This window comes from Pseudomonas frederiksbergensis (genome assembly GCF_001952935.1).
Taxonomy (GTDB): Bacteria; Pseudomonadota; Gammaproteobacteria; order Pseudomonadales; family Pseudomonadaceae; genus Aquipseudomonas; species Aquipseudomonas frederiksbergensis.
In genome coordinates, this window is sequence record NZ_CP018319.1 from 4142598 (window position 1) to 4159750 (window position 17153).

Below are 17153 nucleotides of genomic sequence, written 5' to 3' on the forward strand. Positions count from 1 at the left end.
GTTTATGCAAGTTAAGCGTTTTTTCGCCGCCGATATGCGTCAGGCCATGAAACTGGTTCGTGATGAGCTGGGCGCTGATGCCGCCATCATTGGCAACCGCCGGATCGCCGGTGGCGTCGAGCTGACGGCTGCCCTGGATTACAAATTGTCGGCGCTGGCCCCGCGCGTTCCGAACATGGAACTCGAAGACGAGCTGCGCAAGACCCAGTCGCGGATCGTCACCGCCCAGGCCGAACTGAGCCTGCGCAGCGAGGGCGAGAGCGACAAATCCACCAATCGCCAATTGTTCGCCGGCCTGCCACTGACCGCCGCCGAGCCGCTGATCGAACCGACGTACACCGAACCCCATCGTCCTGCACCGGTTGCGGCACCAGCCTCTGGTGGCGTCGACCCACGGGCGTTCGACTCGATGCGTTTCGAGCTCAACAGCCTGCGCGAACTGATGGAAGTGCAACTCGGCTCCCTGGCCTGGAATCAGCTGCAAGGCAGCCGTCCGGCCCAGGCCAATCTTTGGCGTCGCCTGCAACGCATCGGCCTGTCCGGTCCGTTGTCGCGCGATTTGCTGGCGCTGATTACCGATATTGAAGAACCTCGTCAGGCCTGGCGCATGTTGCTGGCACACCTGGCGCGGATGATCGCCACACCGGAAGTCGAGCCTCTGGAGGAGGGCGGCGTGATTGCCATGGTCGGTCCTGCCGGCATGGGCAAGACCACTACCCTGGCCAAGCTCGCGGCCCGTTACGTGCTCAAGTACGGCGCGCAGAATATCGCGCTGGTCAGCATGGACAGTTTCCGTATTGGTGCTCAGGAACAACTCAAGACGTTGGGCCGGATCCTCAATGTGTCGGTGACTCACGTGGATCCGGGGCAGTCACTGGTACAGGCGCTGGAGCCCTTGCTGCGCAAACGCGTGGTGCTGATCGATACCGCGGGCCTTCAGGCCAGCGATCCGGCACTGCGCATGCAGCTCGAAAGCCTGGCCGGTCGTGGCATCAAATCGAAAAATTATCTGGTTTTGGCAACCACCAGCCAGAAACAGGTTCTAACGGCCGCTTATCACAGTTACAAGCGTTGTGGGCTCGCTGGCTGCATCCTGACTAAACTGGATGAAACGGCAAGTCTGGGCGAGGTGTTGAGCCTGGCCATCAGTCATGAACTGCCGGTGGCCTACCTGACCGATGGCCCGCGGATCCCGGATGATTTGCATCTGCCGCGTCGTCATCAGTTGGTCAGTCGCGCCGTAAGCGTGCAAATGCAAGAAGAACCCAGCGAAGAAGCCATGGCTGACATGTTCGCTGATATTTACCACAGCCCGACCAAGCAGGTCGGCTGAGGTATTAATGACAGTTTTTGTACCTACATCGATGGTCTGCCATGCATTGTTCAGTTAATGAACGCGCAGCCAGTAATGTGGCCTCCGTCTAAGTAAGACAAGGTAAAGAAATTCATGGGCAGCATGCATCCCGTACAGGTGATCGCGGTGACCGGCGGCAAAGGTGGCGTCGGGAAAACTAACGTGTCAGTGAACTTGTCCCTGGCTCTAGCTGAGCTCGGTCGGCGCGTCATGCTGTTGGACGCCGATCTGGGGCTGGCGAACGTCGACGTCCTGCTGGGACTGACACCCAAACGTACTTTGGCCGATGTGATCGAAGGCCGCTGCGAGCTGCGCGACGTACTGTTGCAGGGCCCTGGCGGCATCCGTATCGTCCCGGCCGCGTCCGGCACACAGAGCATGGTTCATTTGAGCCCGGCCCAGCACGCCGGCCTGATCCAGGCGTTCAGCGATATCGGCGACAACCTCGACGTGTTGGTGATCGACACCGCGGCGGGCATCGGTGACTCGGTCGTCAGTTTCGTCCGCGCAGCGCAAGAAGTCTTGCTGGTGGTCTGCGACGAACCGACCTCGATCACCGACGCCTACGCACTGATCAAACTGCTGAACCGCGATTACGGCATGAACCGCTTCCGCGTCCTGGCCAACATGGCCCAGAGCCCGCAGGAAGGGCGCAACCTGTTCGCCAAGTTGACCAAGGTCACGGATCGCTTCCTGGACGTCGCCTTACAATACGTCGGCGCGGTGCCTTACGACGAAAGCGTGCGCAAGGCCGTGCAGAAGCAGCGCGCCGTCTACGAAGCCTTCCCGCGGTCCAAGTGTTCACTGGCGTTCAAGGCCATTGCACAGAAGGTCGATACCTGGCCGCTGCCTGCCAACCCGCGTGGGCACCTGGAGTTTTTCGTCGAGCGCCTCGTGCAACAGACCGCAGGACCTGTGCTATGACAGCCGGTGGCTACAACCTTTACAAGAAGTCGGCACGTGACGCGCAGTACGAGCTGATCGAGCGTTACGCGCCACTGGTTAAACGCATTGCCTACCACTTGCTGGCGCGTCTGCCGGCCAGTGTCCAGGTCGAAGACCTCATTCAGGCCGGGATGATCGGCCTGCTTGAAGTGTCGACCAAATACGACGCCAGCAAAGGCGCGAGTTTCGAGACGTACGCGGGCATTCGAATCCGCGGCGCGATGCTCGACGAAGTACGCAAGGGGGACTGGGCGCCACGTTCGGTCCACCGCAATACCCGGATGGTCAGCGACGCCATTCGCTCGATTGAAGCTAAAACCGGCCGTGACGCTAAAGATCACGAAGTTGCGGCCGAACTCCAATTGAGTCTCGACGATTATTACGGGATTTTGAACGACACCCTGGGCAGCCGGTTATTCAGTTTCGACGATCTGTTGCAGGACGGCGAACACGAAGGGCTGCACGAGGATGGCGCCAGTGCTCATCTGGAGCCGTCACGCGATCTGGAAGATGAACGCTTCCAGGCGGCGCTGGCGGACGCGATTGCCAATTTGCCGGAGCGTGAGCGACTGGTGTTGGCGCTGTACTACGACGAAGAGTTGAATCTCAAGGAAATCGGTGAGGTCCTGGGGGTCAGCGAATCTCGGGTCAGCCAGTTACACAGCCAGTGCGCGGCCCGTTTGCGGGGGCGTTTGGGGGAGTGGCGAGCGCGCTGAAGGCAGTGTGGGGACACTGCGAACGCGGCTGGTGAGGTGTTGAACCCTGCCGGTCACGATCTGTTGTGCTCCAGACAGTCATTGAGTGCTTTGCCGGATTGATTGAAATGGCGCGTCCAGGTGCTGGGCGCGTTTAAGACTGCTTGGAGGTCGAATTGAACAAGAACATGAAAATCCTCATCGTTGATGACTTCTCAACGATGCGGCGGATCATTAAAAACCTGTTGCGTGACCTTGGGTTCACCAACACGGTCGAGGCCGACGATGGCACTACTGCCATTCCGGTTCTCAACAGCGGCAGCATCGACTTTCTGGTAACAGACTGGAACATGCCTGGCATGACCGGTATCGACCTGCTGCGCCACGTGCGTGCCGATGAAAAGCTCAAGCACCTGCCGGTGCTGATGGTGACCGCTGAAGCCAAGCGCGAGCAGATCATCGAGGCAGCCCAGGCCGGTGTTAACGGCTATGTGGTCAAGCCCTTCACGGCCCAGGCGTTAAAAGAAAAAATCGAAAAGATTTTCGAACGCATCGGTTGATGTGCGAAGCCACTGCGCCACGGGGGAGCTATGGAGCATAACGAGTCTTCACAGGGCGATTTCGAATCGACTCTGAAAAAACACGCGGTCGAACTGGTCGAAAGCCTTGAAAAAGGCAGGTTCGGCGACGCTGTGCAACTGATCCATGAGCTCAATCAGACCCGTGACCGTGGCCTGTATCAAGAGGTGGGCAAGCTCACTCGCGAGCTGCATAGTGCGATCGTCAATTTCCAGATTGACCCGAACATGCCGCAAGCCGAGGAAGTCTCGCAGATCACGGATGCCACCGAGCGTCTGGGTTATGTAGTCAAACTGACCGAAGCCGCGGCCAACCGCACCATGGACCTGGTGGAAAACGCCACGCCGCTGGTCAACGGCCTGAGCAACGAAGCCCAGGCCTTGAGCACCGACTGGGGACGGTTCATGCGTCGCGAAGTCGGGGCTGAAGAGTTCCGCGAGCTGGCTCGGCGAGTCGACGGTTTCCTGACACGCAGCAGCGAAGACAATCGCGTTGTGTCGAGCAACCTCAACGACATTCTGCTCGCTCAGGATTACCAGGACCTCACCGGTCAGGTGATCAAGCGCGTGACCCAACTGGTCACCGAAGTTGAAAGCAACCTGCTCAAGCTCGTGCTTATGGCCAGTCAGGTGGACCGCTTTGCGGGCATCGAACATGACCGTGAAGCGATGCTGGCAGAAAAAGATCCGCAAAAACATCTCTCTCAGGGTGAAGGTCCGCAGATTCATGCCGATAAAAGAGAAGACGTTGTGTCCGGTCAGGACGATGTAGACGATTTGCTTTCCAGCCTTGGATTCTAGGAGCACCCCTACACATGAGCTTCGGCGCCGATGAAGAGATCCTTCAGGATTTCCTGGTTGAGGCCGGCGAGATTCTAGAGCAACTGTCCGAACAGCTGGTCGAGCTTGAAAGCCGACCTGATGATGCGGACTTGCTCAATGCAATTTTTCGCGGTTTTCACACTGTAAAAGGAGGCGCCGGCTTCCTCCAGCTCAACGAGCTGGTGGAGTGCTGTCACATCGCCGAGAACGTGTTCGACATCCTGCGCAAGGGTGAACGTCGCGTCGACTCGGAACTGATGGACGTGGTTCTCGAAGCGCTGGATGCGGTGAACGGCATGTTCACCGAAGTCCGCGAGCGCAGCCCGATCACGGCTGCCACGCCAGAATTGCTGGCGGCACTGGCCCGTTTGGCCGAGCCGAAAACCGCCGATGAAACGGCACCGGTCGCCGACGTGGTGGAAGAACCTGCCGCCGAGAGCGAGTCGGGTGACATCACCGATAACGAATTCGAACAACTGCTGGACTCGCTGAACGCCGTCAAGGCTCAGGCAGAAGCCCCGGCAGTTGTGCCAGCGCCGAGCAGCAATGCAGCGGGCAGCGACGAAATCACCGATGCCGAGTTCGAGTCGTTGCTCGATCAACTGCATGGTAAAGGCCAGTTCGCCGTCGACGCCGTAGCCCCGGCGCCAGCCGCACCGGCTGCCCCGAAAGCGCCAGGCGACAGCTCCGATATCACCGACGACGAGTTCGAAGCACTGCTCGATCAGCTGCACGGCAAGGGCAACTTTGCCGTTGATGCGCTGGAGTCGGCCATTGCTGCGGTCCCGGCCCCGGCTGCGCCTACCGCAAAAGCGGCTGGCGGCGATCTGATCTCCGATCACGAGTTCGAATCGCTGCTCGACGAATTGCACGGCAAAGGCAAGTTCACTGAAGTAGGCACTGGCGCCGCTGTTTCGGCACCTGTCACCAAGGCTCCTGCCGCTGCAGCGAAACCTGTCGCCAAAGCGCCCGAGCCGAAAGCCGAAGCGCCGAAGCCTGCTGCTGCCCCGGCCCCGGCTCGTGCCGCGTCCGCGCCTCCAGCGGAAAAACCGGCCAGCGAAGCCGAGACCACCGTGCGCGTCGATACCGCGCGTCTCGACGAAATCATGAACATGGTCGGCGAATTGGTACTGGTGCGTAACCGTTTGGTCCGTCTGGGCCTCAACAGCGGCGACGAAGCCATGTCCAAGGCCGTGTCGAACCTCGATGTGGTCACGGCCGACCTGCAAACCGCGGTCATGAAGACCCGGATGCAACCGATCAAAAAGGTCTTCGGGCGCTTCCCGCGTCTGGTTCGCGACCTGGCTCGCCAGCTCAAGAAAGAGATCAACCTGGAACTGGTCGGCGAAGAAACCGACCTCGACAAGAACCTCGTCGAGGCCCTGGCCGACCCGCTGGTCCACTTGGTGCGCAACTCGGTCGACCACGGTATTGAAGAGCCGGCCGAGCGTGAAGCGATGGGCAAGCCGCGCAGCGGCAAGGTGATCCTGTCCGCTGAACAGGAAGGCGACCACATCCTGCTGTCGATCTCCGATGACGGCAAGGGCATGGACGCCGACGTTCTGCGCGGCATTGCCGTGAAGAAAGGCTTGATGGACAAGGATGCAGCCGATCGTCTCAGCGAGTCCGATTGCTTCAACCTGATCTTCGCGCCGGGTTTCTCGACCAAGACCGAAATTTCCGACGTCTCCGGTCGCGGTGTGGGCATGGACGTGGTGAAAACCAAAATCGCCCAGCTCAACGGCACCATCAATATCTACTCGACCAAGGGCAAGGGCTCGAAGATCGTCATCAAGGTCCCGCTGACCCTGGCGATCATGCCGACGCTGATGGTCATGCTGGGCAACCAGGCGTTTGCGTTCCCGCTGGTGAACGTCAACGAGATCTTCCACCTCGACCTGTCGCGCACCAACGTGGTGGACGGCCAGGAAGTGGTGATCGTGCGGGACAAGGCGCTGCCATTGTTCTACCTCAAACGCTGGCTGGTCAGCTCCGCCGCTCACGAAGAGCAGCGCGAAGGCCATGTGGTGATCCTTTCGGTGGGCACGCAGCGGATCGGCTTCGTCGTCGATCAACTGGTGGGCCAGGAAGAAGTGGTCATCAAGCCATTGGGCAAAATGCTCCAGGGAACCCCGGGCATGTCCGGCGCCACCATCACCGGTGACGGCCGCATTGCGCTGATTCTCGATGTTCCGAGCATGCTCAAGCGTTACGCCGCACGGCGTATTTGATTCTGGTGGGGCGGGGCGACTGAGCCTCGCTCCGCCTAACGGAGTGTTTATGGCAGTTAAAGTCCTGGTGGTGGACGATTCGGGGTTTTTCCGCCGCCGCGTCTCGGAAATTCTTTCAGCGGATCCGAATATCCAGGTCGTCGGCACGGCGACCAACGGAAAAGAGGCGATTGATCAGGCGCTGGCCCTCAAGCCAGACGTGATCACCATGGACTACGAGATGCCGATGATGGATGGCATCACGGCAGTGCGGCACATCATGCAGCGCTGCCCGACCCCGGTGTTGATGTTCTCCTCGCTGACCCACGAAGGCGCTCGGGTCACCCTTGACGCGCTGGACGCTGGCGCGGTGGATTTCCTGCCGAAGAATTTCGAAGACATCTCCCGCAACCCGGAGAAGGTCAAGCAACTGCTGTGCGAAAAGATTCTCAGCATCTCGCGCAGTAACCGTCGCGCCAACACCTACAGCGCTCCGGCACCTGTCGCCGCACCCGCCCCGACGCCTGCACCTTCGAGCGTCAGCAGCTACGGCAGCAGCGCGCCTGCGCGTCCGGCACCGGCGCCGATTCCGGCGCGTACACCTGCGCCAGCCTCGTTGTCGTCGTCGCCAGCGCCGAAACGCAAAGCCTACAAACTGGTCGCCATCGGTACGTCCACTGGCGGCCCGGTTGCCTTGCAGCGGGTGCTGACCCAGTTGCCGGCCAATTTTCCCGCACCGATCGTATTGATCCAGCACATGCCGGCGGCCTTTACCAAGGCCTTCGCCGAGCGTCTGGACAAGCTCTGCCGCATCAGCGTCAAGGAAGCCGAGGATGGCGACATCCTGCGTCCGGGCCTGGCGTTGCTGGCGCCGGGTGGCAAGCAAATGATGATCGACGGCCGTGGCGCGGTGAAAATCCTGCCGGGCGACGAACGCCTGAACTACAAGCCGTGCGTGGACATCACCTTCGGTTCCGCGGCCAAGTCTTACGGTGACAAAGTTCTGGCGGTCGTATTGACCGGTATGGGCGCCGATGGTCGTGAAGGCGCGCGTCTGCTCAAACAGGGCGGCAGTGCAATCTGGGCTCAGGATGAAGCCAGCTGCGTGATCTACGGCATGCCGATGGCCATCGTCAAAGCCGAACTCGCCGACGCGGTGTACAGCCTGGACGATATTGGCAAGCATTTGGTCGAGGCTTGTATCTGATGGATGTTTTAAGCCTCATCGGGATCATCATGGCGTTCGTCGCCATCATTGGCGGCAACTACCTTGAAGGCGGTCACCTCGGTGCCCTGGCCAACGGTCCGGCGGCGTTGATCGTTATCGGCGGAACCGTCGGTGCGGCGCTGCTGCAGTCACCGATGAGCGCCTTCAAACGCGCCATGCAGATTCTGGCCTGGATCCTGTTTCCACCTCGCGTAGACCTCGCCGGTGGCGTCGATCGCGTCGTCAACTGGAGCCTGACCGCACGCAAGGAAGGCCTGCTGGGTCTGGAAGGGGTGGCCGACGCCGAACCTGATAACTACTCGCGCAAAGGCCTGCAACTGCTGGTGGACGGCGCCGAGCCGGAAGCGATTCGCAGCATTCTGGAAGTGGATTTCTACACCCAGGAAAGCCGCGACATCGAAGCCGCCAAAGTCTTCGAAAGCATGGGCGGCTACGCGCCGACCATCGGCATCATCGGTGCGGTGATGGGTCTGATCCACGTCATGGGCAACCTGGCCGATCCCTCGCAACTGGGTAGCGGCATTGCCGTGGCCTTCGTCGCGACCATCTATGGCGTGGCCAGTGCCAACCTGGTGCTGCTGCCGATTGCCGCCAAACTCAAGGCTGTTGCTTTGCGGCAGTCGCGTTATCGCGAAATGTTGTTGGAAGGCATTCTGTCGATCGCCGAAGGTGAAAACCCTCGCTCTATTGAGTTGAAGCTTCAGGGCTTCATGGATTGATGGGAGACATGGACCATGGCACGTCGTCGGCAACCTGAAGAACACGTAAACCATGAACGCTGGCTGGTTTCGTACGCCGACTTCATTACGTTGCTGTTCGCTTTCTTCGTGGTGATGTACTCGATCTCTTCGATCAACGAAGGCAAGTACAAGGTTATTTCCGAAGCGTTGATCGGGGTCTTTACCGACTCCGACCGCGCCCTCAAGCCGATCCCGATCGGTGACGAGCGACCGCAGACCGTGACCCCGGCCAAGCCGCTGGTTAAAGACGCCGAGCAGGTCGACGCCGGTATCGCGGGTGCCAGCGATCCGCTCAAAAGCATCGCCGACGACATCAGCGCCGCGTTCGGCGACCTGATCAGCTCCAACCAGATGACCATTCGCGGCAACGAGTTGTGGGTCGAGATCGAACTCAATTCCAGCCTGTTGTTCGGCAGCGGCGACGCCATGCCCAGCGACATTGCGTTCAACATCATCGACAAGGTTGCCGCGATTCTGAAACCGTTCGACAACCCGATTCACGTCGAAGGGTTCACTGACGATCAACCGATCCGCACCGCGCAGTACCCAACCAACTGGGAGCTGTCCTCGGCCCGTTCGGCGAGCATCGTGCGCATGCTGGCGATGCAGGGTGTGAACCCCGGTCGCCTGGCGTCGGTGGGTTACGGCGAGTTCCAGCCAGTAGCCAACAACACCACTGCCGAGGGGCGGGCGCGTAACCGTCGCGTGGTGCTGGTGGTGTCACGAAATCTTGATGTACGCCGCAGCCTCACGGGTACCGGAACGGCCAATGCGAAACCGGATGCCGCGTTGAAGCGTGCTGGCACACAAACTGCACCGACCCCGGTCAAGTCGCCGGGACGAGAGAGCGCCGTCAATTCTCCGTCACCCGCATTAATACGTTGAGCTATTTCTCGGTCGGCATTTCGACCGGGAGGAACAATCCGAATGAGAGTCTGGGCCGTTGCCAATCAAAAGGGTGGTGTTGGTAAAACCACTTCCTCTATCGCTTTAGCCGGTTTACTGGCCGAGGCGGGCAAGCGCGTGGTCGTGGTCGATCTCGACCCCCACGGCTCCATGACCAGCTACTTCGGTTACGACCCCGACAGCCTGGAACACAGCAGCTACGACCTGTTCCTGCACAAGGGCAGTGTGCCGCAAGGTTTGCCCGGTCAATTGTTGTTGCCCACCAGCCACGAGAGTATTTCCCTGCTGCCATCAAGCACCGCACTCGCGACCCTCGAGCGCCAGTCGCCGGGGCAGAGTGGCTTGGGCCTGGTGATTGCCAAGAGCCTGGCGCAACTTTGGCAGGACTTCGATTACGCCGTGATCGACAGCCCGCCGTTGCTTGGCGTGCTGATGGTCAATGCCTTGGCGGCGAGCCAGCAATTGGTGATTCCGGTGCAGACTGAACACCTGGCGGTCAAAGGCCTGGAACGCATGGTCAATACCCTGGCGATGATCAATCGTTCGCGTAAACAGGCGCTGCCGTTCAGCATCGTGCCGACCCTGTTCGACCGCCGCACGCAGGCTTCTCTCAGCACGCTTCGGGTGTTGCGCGACAAGTACCCGGAAGAAATCTGGCAAGGCTACATCCCGGTCGATACCCGCTTGCGCGACGCCAGCCGTGCCGGCGTGACGCCTTCGCAGTTCGATGGCAAGAGCCGTGGCGTTCTTGCTTACCGTGCACTGCTCAAGCATTTGCTGGCGGCACAACTTGTCCCGGCGGTGGCCTGATGAACACAGCTCCTACGGTGGTGCGCGCATGAACCGGCCGGTGAAGGTCACCTCGCGCCCGCAGCTGGCGCTCCAGTCTTATCTGGACAGCTTGCTGATGGAGGCGACTGAAGAGTTGCCGCTGGAAGTCGAAGCACTGGTTGAAGTCATTGAGGTTGTCGAAGCGGTCGAGGTTGAAGCGGCGCTGGACGAGTTCCAGGCAGCGGTGCTCGAAGAGCAGGCTCGCGATGCGCAGAAACCCGCCGTGGTTGCCGCGCCGGTAGCAGCGCCGGTGGCGAAAGCACCGGTAGCCGTGATCGAAGCACCAGCGCCGGTTCTCGCGCCGGTCTCGACCATCGCACCGCTGCTGCAAGCCTTGGTGCCACCAGTGGTCGAAGTCCACCGGCCACCGAGCAACACGCCACCACCCGTGGAAACCGATGGTCGCCCGTCCTGGGCTGCCGAGCCGTTCGAATGCCTGTTGTTCGACGTCGCCGGGCTGACCCTGGCAGTGCCGCTGGTGTGTCTGGGTTCGATTTATTCGTTGGCCGGCCACGAGCTGACACCGCTGTTCGGTCAGCCGGAATGGTTCCTCGGGATCCTGCCGAGCCAGGCCGGCAACCTGAAAGTATTGGACACCGCGCGTTGGGTCATGCCCGATCGTTACCGCGACGATTTCCGTCAGGGCCTGCAATACGTTATTTCGGTTCAGGGCTACGAATGGGGGTTGGCGGTGCATCAGGTCAGCCGCTCGTTGCGCCTGGACCCGAACGAAATCAAATGGAGAAGTCACCGAGGTCAGCGGCCATGGCTCGCCGGCACGGTGATTGAGCACATGTGTGCGCTGCTGGACGTTTCCGCCCTGGCCGAGTTGATCGCCAGCGGCGGGGCAAAGCACATGAGCGGTAGCAAGCCGCTACACAAACCGACATAGCTGCCGACATAACAAGTACGCGACGGCATTGTTGAATGCCGCCAACAGAACACACACCGCCAGAAGCGGTTTTTCGAGGGGTCAGGGTATGAGTAATCAAGCGACGAATGCAAAAGGTTCCGAAGATCCGATCCTGCAATGGGTAACCTTCAAACTGGACAATGAAACCTACGGCATCAACGTGATGCGCGTTCAGGAAGTCCTGCGTTACACCGAGATCGCCCCGGTCCCGGGTGCCCCGAGCTACGTGCTGGGCATCATCAACCTGCGCGGTAACGTGGTCACCGTGATCGACACCCGCCAGCGCTTCGGCCTGATGAATGCCGAGATCAGCGACAACACCCGAATCGTCATCATCGAAGCCGACAAGCAAGTCGTCGGGATCATGGTCGACAGCGTGGCCGAAGTGGTTTACCTGCGTCAGTCGGAAATCGAGACCGCGCCGAACGTCGGTAACGAAGAATCCGCCAAGTTCATTCAAGGCGTGTGCAACAAGAACAACGAACTGCTGATCCTGGTCGAGCTGGACAAGATGATGAGCGAAGAAGAATGGTCGGACCTGGAGAACATCTGATTGATTCTTGAGGTTGCGGTCATTGTCCTGTTCCTCTTTTGGGCAGGCACGCTGGCGATGTTTCTGGCGTACATACGAGGCCAACGACTGATCGCTGCGCAACAGGCCCAGGGCGATGCGTTGCGCGATCAGCGCATCAAGGACCTGGCCAAACGCGTCGAGGACTACCAAAGCGGCAACGTGCGCATGGGTGAAGACCTGCACGAACTGCGCGCGGTGGTTGGCCCGTTGCCGGACAAACTGGCTCAGCTGGAACAGCGCGATCCGTCGAGCCTGTCGTTTGCCCAAGCGGCAAAACTGGTCGGTATGGGCGCAAGCGTCGATGAACTGACTCAGTCCTGCGGCTTGACCCAGGCTGAGGCGGAGTTGATGAGCAAGTTGCACAAGAACTGATGCCTACCCAAGATCGTTCCCACGCTCTGCGTGGGAATGCCTCTTGGGACGCTCCGCGTTCCGCTGTCGAATGTGACGCGGAGCGTCACGGGCTGCATTCCCACGCAGAGCGTGGGAACGATCAATAGTCGTCGCCGCGATCGGTTATGTCTTTCTCGACCATCGGCGCATTCGGATCCTGCCCTTCGGGGAACTTACCCTTCAAATTCCAAGCAAACGCAATAATCTCGGCAATCGTCCGATACAACTCTTCCGGAATACTCTCCCCCAATTCCATTCGCGCCAGCAGTTTTACCAACTCGGGGTTCTCGTAAATCGGTACTTCGCATTCGCGGGCAATCTTCAGGATGGCTTCGGCCAGTGCTTCGTCACCTTTGGCCGTGAGGGTAGGGGCGTGGCTGCCGTCATACTTGAGGGCGACGGCCTGGCGCGGGGTGTTGGGGTTTTTCATGCGGTTTCGTCGACCCAGCGTTGTTCGAGGCGGGTTTGAGGGCCTTGTGGCGGTGTGCCGAGGTGGCAATCGAGATCGCCGACATTCAGGCCGGACGCCAGCAGCCGTTGGCGCAGTTCGGCCAGATGACTTTCGATCAGGCTGGCGGTGTACGGGCGTTCGGCCCAGAGCTGGCTGGACAGGCTGCCTTTGATCAGTTGTGCCTGTATTTGCAACGGGCCCAAGGGCTCCATGTCGAACGCCAGGTCCACTCGCCACAATTGTTGTTTGGGTTCGCGCTCGTCGCGGCGTTCGTTTTGTTGTTCTTTCTCGGGTGCTTCTTCGCGCTGGAACTTGACCTGCAACGGCACGATGTCCTGCAGATTGCGCATCGGGATTTCCAGTTGCCACGTGCTCATCAACCGACCGTCGTCAGTGACGCCGGTCTGTTCCAGGCTCGACAGTTGATGGCTTTGCAGGCGTGAAACCGCCGCGGCTGCCAAACGCAGCAAGTGCTCGAGGTCGCCTTCGCCGTCCGTGCTTTTGAGCAGGCGCTCGGGCAGCGGGAAGCTGGTTGGCTGCGGTTTGGCGCTGACCTGACCGAGCATGCCGAGGGCGCTGCGCACGAAGTGCGGCATGGCCTGGGCCAATGTGTTGGCGGCAATGATCGCGTTGAGATTGGTGTTGGCCGGCAGGCTTGGGGTCAATTGTGCGATCAGCTTGAGCAGATCACCTTTCATGTCCGGGGCCAGTGACGGGTTCTGACCGCTGAGCAATTTGGCTTCAAGGAACAGCCCACTATTGGCCAGTGCCTGGGCCAGCCCCTTTGGCGTGCTGAGTTGTTGAACATCGGGCAGGCCGGCGAGCAACTTGTCGACGGCGGCACGCAGGTCACTGGACGTCTGGTTCGAGGACGGCAGGTTTTGCAGGAGTTTGAGCAGGCCATCCAGCGAGCCTTGGCGACTCTGTTGACTGACCAGTTGTTGGCTCACCGCCAATTGCTCCTGGCGGCTGCTCAACGGCACGAACTTCAATGTCTGGGTGTCCTGCACCAGCGCGCTCAGCAAGGTGCCGATGCGCAGGGGCGTGGGGCTGTCGATGTTCAGGGTGCTGCCGCTCAACGCGGTGTTGAGCAAACTCACCATCGAGCGAAACACCGTCGGCTGGCCCGGCACCTGTGGCAACACCTGAGAGGTCAGCACTTTGCCTTGCAGCAGGGTGCCGACGGGCAGTTGCGCCGTGTCGATACGTGTGAGAGTGGCGACGCTGGAGGCAATGGCCTGTTGCACGGTGACGGCCAAATTACCCGCCGACGGCTGAGTGATCGCCAGGCTGGTGCCCTGAGGCAGTGGTTGGCTGCTGGTGGCCTGGACCGTGGTCTGACGGCCGCTGTCGAGGGTGACCTTGAGCAACAGTTGAAAGGTTTGATCCGCCTGCTTGAGCGACAGCACTTCGGCCTTGGCGGTCTGACCGGCCGCGATCAGGCCCTCCATTGGCGTCAATAACTTAAGCAGGTCGCCACTCACCACCAGCGGTCGCGACGTCGCGGGCGCGGTTTGCGGTAGCGGAAGGATGTTCATTTCGCCTGTCATACGCGGTCACAACCTGAGGAAATTGCCCTCTTTAGAGTAGGGCATGGCATGTATAATGCCGCCCCGTTGTATCCGGGGCGCTGAAAACATTTCAAATACTTGATCCAGCTCCTTAGAACGGGCCGCCAATGCATTTATCCTGCATATCTTTAACGGCCGCTCCACTGCCGACTTGAACCCAAAAGGCCCGTGATCTCTTGACCAGTCCTGTCCTGCAAACCGTTGCCCTCGCCTGTGAGCGAGACCTTCGGCTGCTCTTCGAAAATCTCGAATTGAGACTGGCCAGTGGCGAAATGTTGCAAATCAGCGGCCCCAACGGCAGCGGCAAGACCAGCCTTTTACGTCTGCTTTGCGGGCTGATGCAGCCGACTGCCGGCCAGGTGCTGCTCAACGGCCAGCCCCTGAACGAGCAACGCTTTGAGTTGGCGCGCAACCTGCTGTGGATCGGCCATGCCGCCGGGATCAAGGATTTGCTGACGCCGGAAGAGAATCTGAGCTGGCTGTGCGCCTTGCATCAACCGGCCTCCCAGGAGGCGATCTGGCAGGCGCTGACGGCTGTGGGACTGCGCGGTTTCGAGGATGTTCCTTGCCATACGCTGTCTGCCGGACAGCAACGGCGGGTCGCGTTGGCGCGGTTGTACCTGGAAAGCCCGCCGTTATGGATCCTCGATGAGCCGTTCACCGCGCTCGACAAACAAGGCGTGGCGCAACTCGAAGAACACCTGGCCGCACACTGCGAGCGCGGTGGCATGGTGGTCTTGACCACTCACCACACGTTGACCCGGATGCCGACCGGCTATCGCGACATTGACCTGGGGAATTGGGCCGTATGAGTGTTTTCGGCCTGTTGGTCGCCCGTGAAGCCCGATTGTTGTTTCGCCGTCCCGCGGAGTTGGCCAATCCGCTCGTATTCTTTGCGATCGTCGTTTCCCTGTTCCCGCTGGCGGTCGGACCCGAGTCTCAATTGTTGCAAACCTTGTCTCCAGGACTGGTCTGGGTAGCGGCCCTTTTATCGGTTTTGCTCTCGCTGGACGGGCTTTTTCGCAGTGATTTCGAAGACGGATCGCTTGAGCAGTGGGTCCTTTCGTCGCACCCCCTGCCTCTTCTGGTTTTGGCCAAGGTACTGGCACACTGGTCCTTCTCTGGCCTGGCACTGGTTTTGCTCGCGCCATTACTGGCATTGATGCTCGGTTTGCCAACCGCCTGTCTGCCGGTGTTGCTGTTTTCCTTGTTGCTGGGTACACCGGTGCTGAGCCTGCTCGGTGCGGTGGGCGCGGCCCTGACGGTGGGATTGAAGCGCGGTGGCCTGTTGCTGGCGCTGCTGATTCTGCCGTTGTACATCCCGGTGTTGATTCTCGGCAGTGGCGCCTTGCAGGCGGCATTGCAGGGCATGCCGGCGACCGGTTATCTCTTGTGGCTTGGTAGCCTGACCGCCCTGGCGATAACCCTGACACCTTTTGCAATCGCTGCTGGCCTGAAGATCAGCGTCGGCGAATAATGAGGTCTGGTTATTTTTTAACCAGTAAAGACCCTTTTTGGCTGCTTCGTGATGGCGAGCAGCAACCGTGATGGAAACAGTAATGAACTGGACCTGGTTTCATAAGCTTGGCTCGCCCAAATGGTTTTACGGCATCAGCGGCAAACTGCTGCCGTGGCTGAGTGTCGCGGCGTTGCTGCTGATCAGTGTTGGTGTCGTGTGGGGCCTGGCTTTCGCGCCGCCGGATTACCAGCAAGGCAACAGCTTCCGCATCATTTATATCCACGTTCCGGCCGCCATACTGGCCCAGTCCATCTACGTGATGCTGGCGATCTGTGGCATCGTCGGGCTGGTGTGGAAGATGAAACTGGCCGACGTCGCCCTGCAATGCGCCGCGCCCATCGGCGCCTGGATGACCGCCGTGGCGCTGGTCACCGGCGCGATCTGGGGCAAACCGACCTGGGGTTCGTGGTGGGTCTGGGATGCACGACTTACGTCCATGCTTATTCTGCTGTTTCTGTACTTCGGTCTTATTGCGCTGGGCAACGCGATCAGCAATCGTGACAGTGCCGCCAAGGCCTGCGCGGTATTGGCGATTGTCGGCGTGATCAACATCCCGATCATCAAATACTCGGTGGAGTGGTGGAACACGCTGCACCAGGGTGCGACGTTCACCCTCACCGAAAAACCGGCAATGCCCGTCGAGATGTGGCTGCCACTGCTGCTGACGGCGCTGGGGTTCTACTGTTTCTTCGGCGCGGTGCTGCTGCTGCGCATGCGCCTTGAAGTGCTCAAGCGCGAAGCCCGGGCGAGCTGGGTGAAAGCCGAAGTGCAGAACAGTCTGGAGGTCGCTCGATGAGTTTCGCTTCATTCGGCGACTTTCTCGCCATGGGCCATCACGGCCTGTATGTCTGGTCCGCCTATGGCATCAGCCTGGCGGTGCTGGCCCTCAACGTGGCGGCGCCAATCCTGGCCCGCAAGCGGTATCTGCAACAAGAGGCGCGTCGTCTGCGCCGGGAGAACGGCAAGTGAATCCGCTGCGCAAAAAGCGTCTTATCATCATTCTCGCGATCCTGGTCGGTGTCGGCGCTGCCGTCGGCCTGGCCCTGAGCGCCCTCCAGCAAAACATCAATCTGTTTTACACCCCGACCCAGATCGCCAACGGCGAAGCCCCGCAAGACACGCGCATCCGCGCTGGCGGCATGGTCGAAAAAGGTTCGCTGCAACGTTCCGGCGATTCGCTGGACGTGAAATTCGTCGTCACTGACTTCAGTAAATCCGTGACCATCACTTATCGCGGCATCCTGCCGGACCTGTTCCGTGAAGGGCAGGGCATCGTTGCCCTGGGCAAGCTCAACGCCGACGGCGTGGTGGTGGCCGACGAAGTGCTGGCCAAGCACGATGAAAAGTACATGCCGCCGGAAGTGACCAAGGCTTTGAAAGACAGTGGTCAATCTGCTCCAACGCCCGCGAAGGAGGGTTGATC

General features: G+C 60.2%; 20 protein-coding genes. 18 read left to right on the forward strand and 2 right to left on the reverse strand.

All coding sequences use genetic code 11. The annotated features are described in order from the left end of the window. Positions 1-4: 4 nt before the first annotated feature. The 13 genes from flhF (at position 5) to PFAS1_RS19415 (ending at position 12168) form a co-directional block, all read left to right on the forward strand. Positions 5-1333: a flagellar biosynthesis protein FlhF gene (gene flhF / locus PFAS1_RS19355; protein WP_076030174.1), complete on the forward strand. Its 1329-nt coding sequence runs from the start codon at positions 5-7 to the stop codon at positions 1331-1333. A 114-nt stretch (positions 1334-1447) separates the two neighbouring features. After that, positions 1448-2278 (forward strand): flagellar synthesis regulator FleN, encoded by an 831-nt coding sequence (gene fleN / locus PFAS1_RS19360; protein ID WP_008001746.1) that lies wholly within the window; start codon positions 1448-1450, stop codon positions 2276-2278. Continuing rightward, positions 2275-3015, forward strand: coding sequence for an RNA polymerase sigma factor FliA (gene fliA, locus PFAS1_RS19365; RefSeq protein WP_074874576.1), 741 nt, complete (start codon positions 2275-2277; stop codon positions 3013-3015). Before fleN ends, fliA begins: the two co-directional genes overlap by 4 nt. Positions 3016-3182: 167 nt before the next feature. Next, the gene (locus PFAS1_RS19370; RefSeq protein WP_003183998.1) at positions 3183-3554 is read left to right on the forward strand and encodes a chemotaxis response regulator CheY; all 372 of its coding nucleotides are present in this window, start codon (positions 3183-3185) and stop codon (positions 3552-3554) included. Between the two features lie 30 nt (positions 3555-3584). Further along, positions 3585-4373, forward strand: coding sequence for a protein phosphatase CheZ (locus PFAS1_RS19375; protein WP_074874578.1), 789 nt, complete (start codon positions 3585-3587; stop codon positions 4371-4373). Between the two features lie 14 nt (positions 4374-4387). Continuing rightward, positions 4388-6625 carry a chemotaxis protein CheA gene (locus PFAS1_RS19380; RefSeq protein ID WP_076030175.1) on the forward strand — a complete coding sequence of 746 codons (2238 nt, stop codon included), beginning with the start codon at positions 4388-4390 and terminating at the stop codon, positions 6623-6625. Positions 6626-6674: 49 nt separating this feature from the next. After that, complete coding sequence (locus tag PFAS1_RS19385; RefSeq protein ID WP_076030176.1) at positions 6675-7811, forward strand: protein-glutamate methylesterase/protein-glutamine glutaminase; 1137 nt, start codon at positions 6675-6677, stop codon at positions 7809-7811. Continuing rightward, complete coding sequence (locus tag PFAS1_RS19390; RefSeq protein ID WP_074874584.1) at positions 7811-8551, forward strand: flagellar motor protein; 741 nt, start codon at positions 7811-7813, stop codon at positions 8549-8551. The genes PFAS1_RS19385 and PFAS1_RS19390 overlap by 1 nt, the downstream gene beginning before the upstream one ends. Before the next feature lie 15 nt (positions 8552-8566). After that, complete coding sequence (motD, locus tag PFAS1_RS19395; protein WP_076030177.1) at positions 8567-9457, forward strand: flagellar motor protein MotD; 891 nt, start codon at positions 8567-8569, stop codon at positions 9455-9457. A gap of 42 nt (positions 9458-9499) precedes the next feature. Continuing rightward, positions 9500-10288 carry a ParA family protein gene (locus PFAS1_RS19400; protein WP_076030178.1) on the forward strand — a complete coding sequence of 263 codons (789 nt, stop codon included), beginning with the start codon at positions 9500-9502 and terminating at the stop codon, positions 10286-10288. Between the two features lie 28 nt (positions 10289-10316). Continuing rightward, entirely contained in the window at positions 10317-11201 is an 885-nt protein-coding gene (locus PFAS1_RS19405) for a CheW domain-containing protein (protein WP_076030179.1), read from the forward strand. An 88-nt stretch (positions 11202-11289) separates the two neighbouring features. Then, a complete protein-coding gene (locus PFAS1_RS19410) occupies positions 11290-11775 on the forward strand; it encodes a chemotaxis protein CheW (protein WP_008155806.1) in 486 nt (161 codons plus the stop codon). Continuing rightward, complete coding sequence (locus tag PFAS1_RS19415) at positions 11776-12168, forward strand: DUF2802 domain-containing protein (RefSeq protein WP_056742068.1); 393 nt, start codon at positions 11776-11778, stop codon at positions 12166-12168. 121 nt (positions 12169-12289) lie between these two features. On the opposite strand, the gene PFAS1_RS19420 is transcribed toward PFAS1_RS19415, so the two are convergent. Both PFAS1_RS19420 and fliK read right to left on the reverse strand, forming a co-directional pair. After that, complete coding sequence (locus PFAS1_RS19420) at positions 12290-12619, reverse strand: EscU/YscU/HrcU family type III secretion system export apparatus switch protein (protein WP_076030180.1); 330 nt, start codon at positions 12617-12619, stop codon at positions 12290-12292. Beyond that, positions 12616-14190 carry a flagellar hook-length control protein FliK gene (fliK, locus tag PFAS1_RS19425; RefSeq protein WP_076030181.1) on the reverse strand — a complete coding sequence of 525 codons (1575 nt, stop codon included), beginning with the start codon at positions 14188-14190 and terminating at the stop codon, positions 12616-12618. Before fliK ends, PFAS1_RS19420 begins: the two co-directional genes overlap by 4 nt. A 197-nt stretch (positions 14191-14387) precedes the next feature. Here fliK and ccmA point away from each other — a divergent pair, with 197 nt between their 5' ends. The 5 genes from ccmA (at position 14388) to ccmE (ending at position 17151) form a co-directional block, all read left to right on the forward strand. Beyond that, complete coding sequence (gene ccmA / locus PFAS1_RS19430) at positions 14388-15023, forward strand: cytochrome c biogenesis heme-transporting ATPase CcmA (RefSeq protein WP_076030182.1); 636 nt, start codon at positions 14388-14390, stop codon at positions 15021-15023. Continuing rightward, positions 15020-15688 carry a heme exporter protein CcmB gene (ccmB, locus tag PFAS1_RS19435; RefSeq protein ID WP_076030183.1) on the forward strand — a complete coding sequence of 223 codons (669 nt, stop codon included), beginning with the start codon at positions 15020-15022 and terminating at the stop codon, positions 15686-15688. The genes ccmA and ccmB overlap by 4 nt, the downstream gene beginning before the upstream one ends. Before the next feature lie 82 nt (positions 15689-15770). After that, positions 15771-16526, forward strand: coding sequence for a heme ABC transporter permease (locus tag PFAS1_RS19440; RefSeq protein WP_074874599.1), 756 nt, complete (start codon positions 15771-15773; stop codon positions 16524-16526). Continuing rightward, positions 16523-16699 carry a heme exporter protein CcmD gene (gene ccmD, locus PFAS1_RS19445; protein ID WP_007894243.1) on the forward strand — a complete coding sequence of 59 codons (177 nt, stop codon included), beginning with the start codon at positions 16523-16525 and terminating at the stop codon, positions 16697-16699. Before PFAS1_RS19440 ends, ccmD begins: the two co-directional genes overlap by 4 nt. After that, a complete protein-coding gene (gene ccmE / locus PFAS1_RS19450; RefSeq protein WP_074874600.1) occupies positions 16696-17151 on the forward strand; it encodes a cytochrome c maturation protein CcmE in 456 nt (151 codons plus the stop codon). Before ccmD ends, ccmE begins: the two co-directional genes overlap by 4 nt. The last annotated feature ends 2 nt before the right edge of the window (positions 17152-17153 follow it).

What these genes read in the sequence shown, in the direction of transcription:
- flhF (WP_076030174.1), top strand. Translation starts at nt 5, where the DNA reads ATGCAAGTTAAGCGTTTTTTCGCCGCCGATATGCGTCAGGCCATGAAA.
- fleN (WP_008001746.1), top strand. Translation starts at nt 1,448, where the DNA reads ATGGGCAGCATGCATCCCGTACAGGTGATCGCGGTGACCGGCGGCAAA.
- fliA (WP_074874576.1), top strand. Translation starts at nt 2,275, where the DNA reads ATGACAGCCGGTGGCTACAACCTTTACAAGAAGTCGGCACGTGACGCG.
- PFAS1_RS19370 (WP_003183998.1), top strand. Translation starts at nt 3,183, where the DNA reads ATGAAAATCCTCATCGTTGATGACTTCTCAACGATGCGGCGGATCATT.
- PFAS1_RS19375 (WP_074874578.1), top strand. Translation starts at nt 3,585, where the DNA reads ATGGAGCATAACGAGTCTTCACAGGGCGATTTCGAATCGACTCTGAAA.
- PFAS1_RS19380 (WP_076030175.1), top strand. Translation starts at nt 4,388, where the DNA reads ATGAGCTTCGGCGCCGATGAAGAGATCCTTCAGGATTTCCTGGTTGAG.
- PFAS1_RS19385 (WP_076030176.1), top strand. Translation starts at nt 6,675, where the DNA reads ATGGCAGTTAAAGTCCTGGTGGTGGACGATTCGGGGTTTTTCCGCCGC.
- PFAS1_RS19390 (WP_074874584.1), top strand. Translation starts at nt 7,811, where the DNA reads ATGGATGTTTTAAGCCTCATCGGGATCATCATGGCGTTCGTCGCCATC.
- motD (WP_076030177.1), top strand. Translation starts at nt 8,567, where the DNA reads ATGGCACGTCGTCGGCAACCTGAAGAACACGTAAACCATGAACGCTGG.
- PFAS1_RS19400 (WP_076030178.1), top strand. Translation starts at nt 9,500, where the DNA reads ATGAGAGTCTGGGCCGTTGCCAATCAAAAGGGTGGTGTTGGTAAAACC.
- PFAS1_RS19405 (WP_076030179.1), top strand. Translation starts at nt 10,317, where the DNA reads ATGAACCGGCCGGTGAAGGTCACCTCGCGCCCGCAGCTGGCGCTCCAG.
- PFAS1_RS19410 (WP_008155806.1), top strand. Translation starts at nt 11,290, where the DNA reads ATGAGTAATCAAGCGACGAATGCAAAAGGTTCCGAAGATCCGATCCTG.
- PFAS1_RS19420 (WP_076030180.1), bottom strand. Translation starts at nt 12,619, where the DNA reads ATGAAAAACCCCAACACCCCGCGCCAGGCCGTCGCCCTCAAGTATGAC.
- fliK (WP_076030181.1), bottom strand. Translation starts at nt 14,190, where the DNA reads ATGACAGGCGAAATGAACATCCTTCCGCTACCGCAAACCGCGCCCGCG.
- ccmB (WP_076030183.1), top strand. Translation starts at nt 15,020, where the DNA reads ATGAGTGTTTTCGGCCTGTTGGTCGCCCGTGAAGCCCGATTGTTGTTT.
- PFAS1_RS19440 (WP_074874599.1), top strand. Translation starts at nt 15,771, where the DNA reads ATGAACTGGACCTGGTTTCATAAGCTTGGCTCGCCCAAATGGTTTTAC.
- ccmD (WP_007894243.1), top strand. Translation starts at nt 16,523, where the DNA reads ATGAGTTTCGCTTCATTCGGCGACTTTCTCGCCATGGGCCATCACGGC.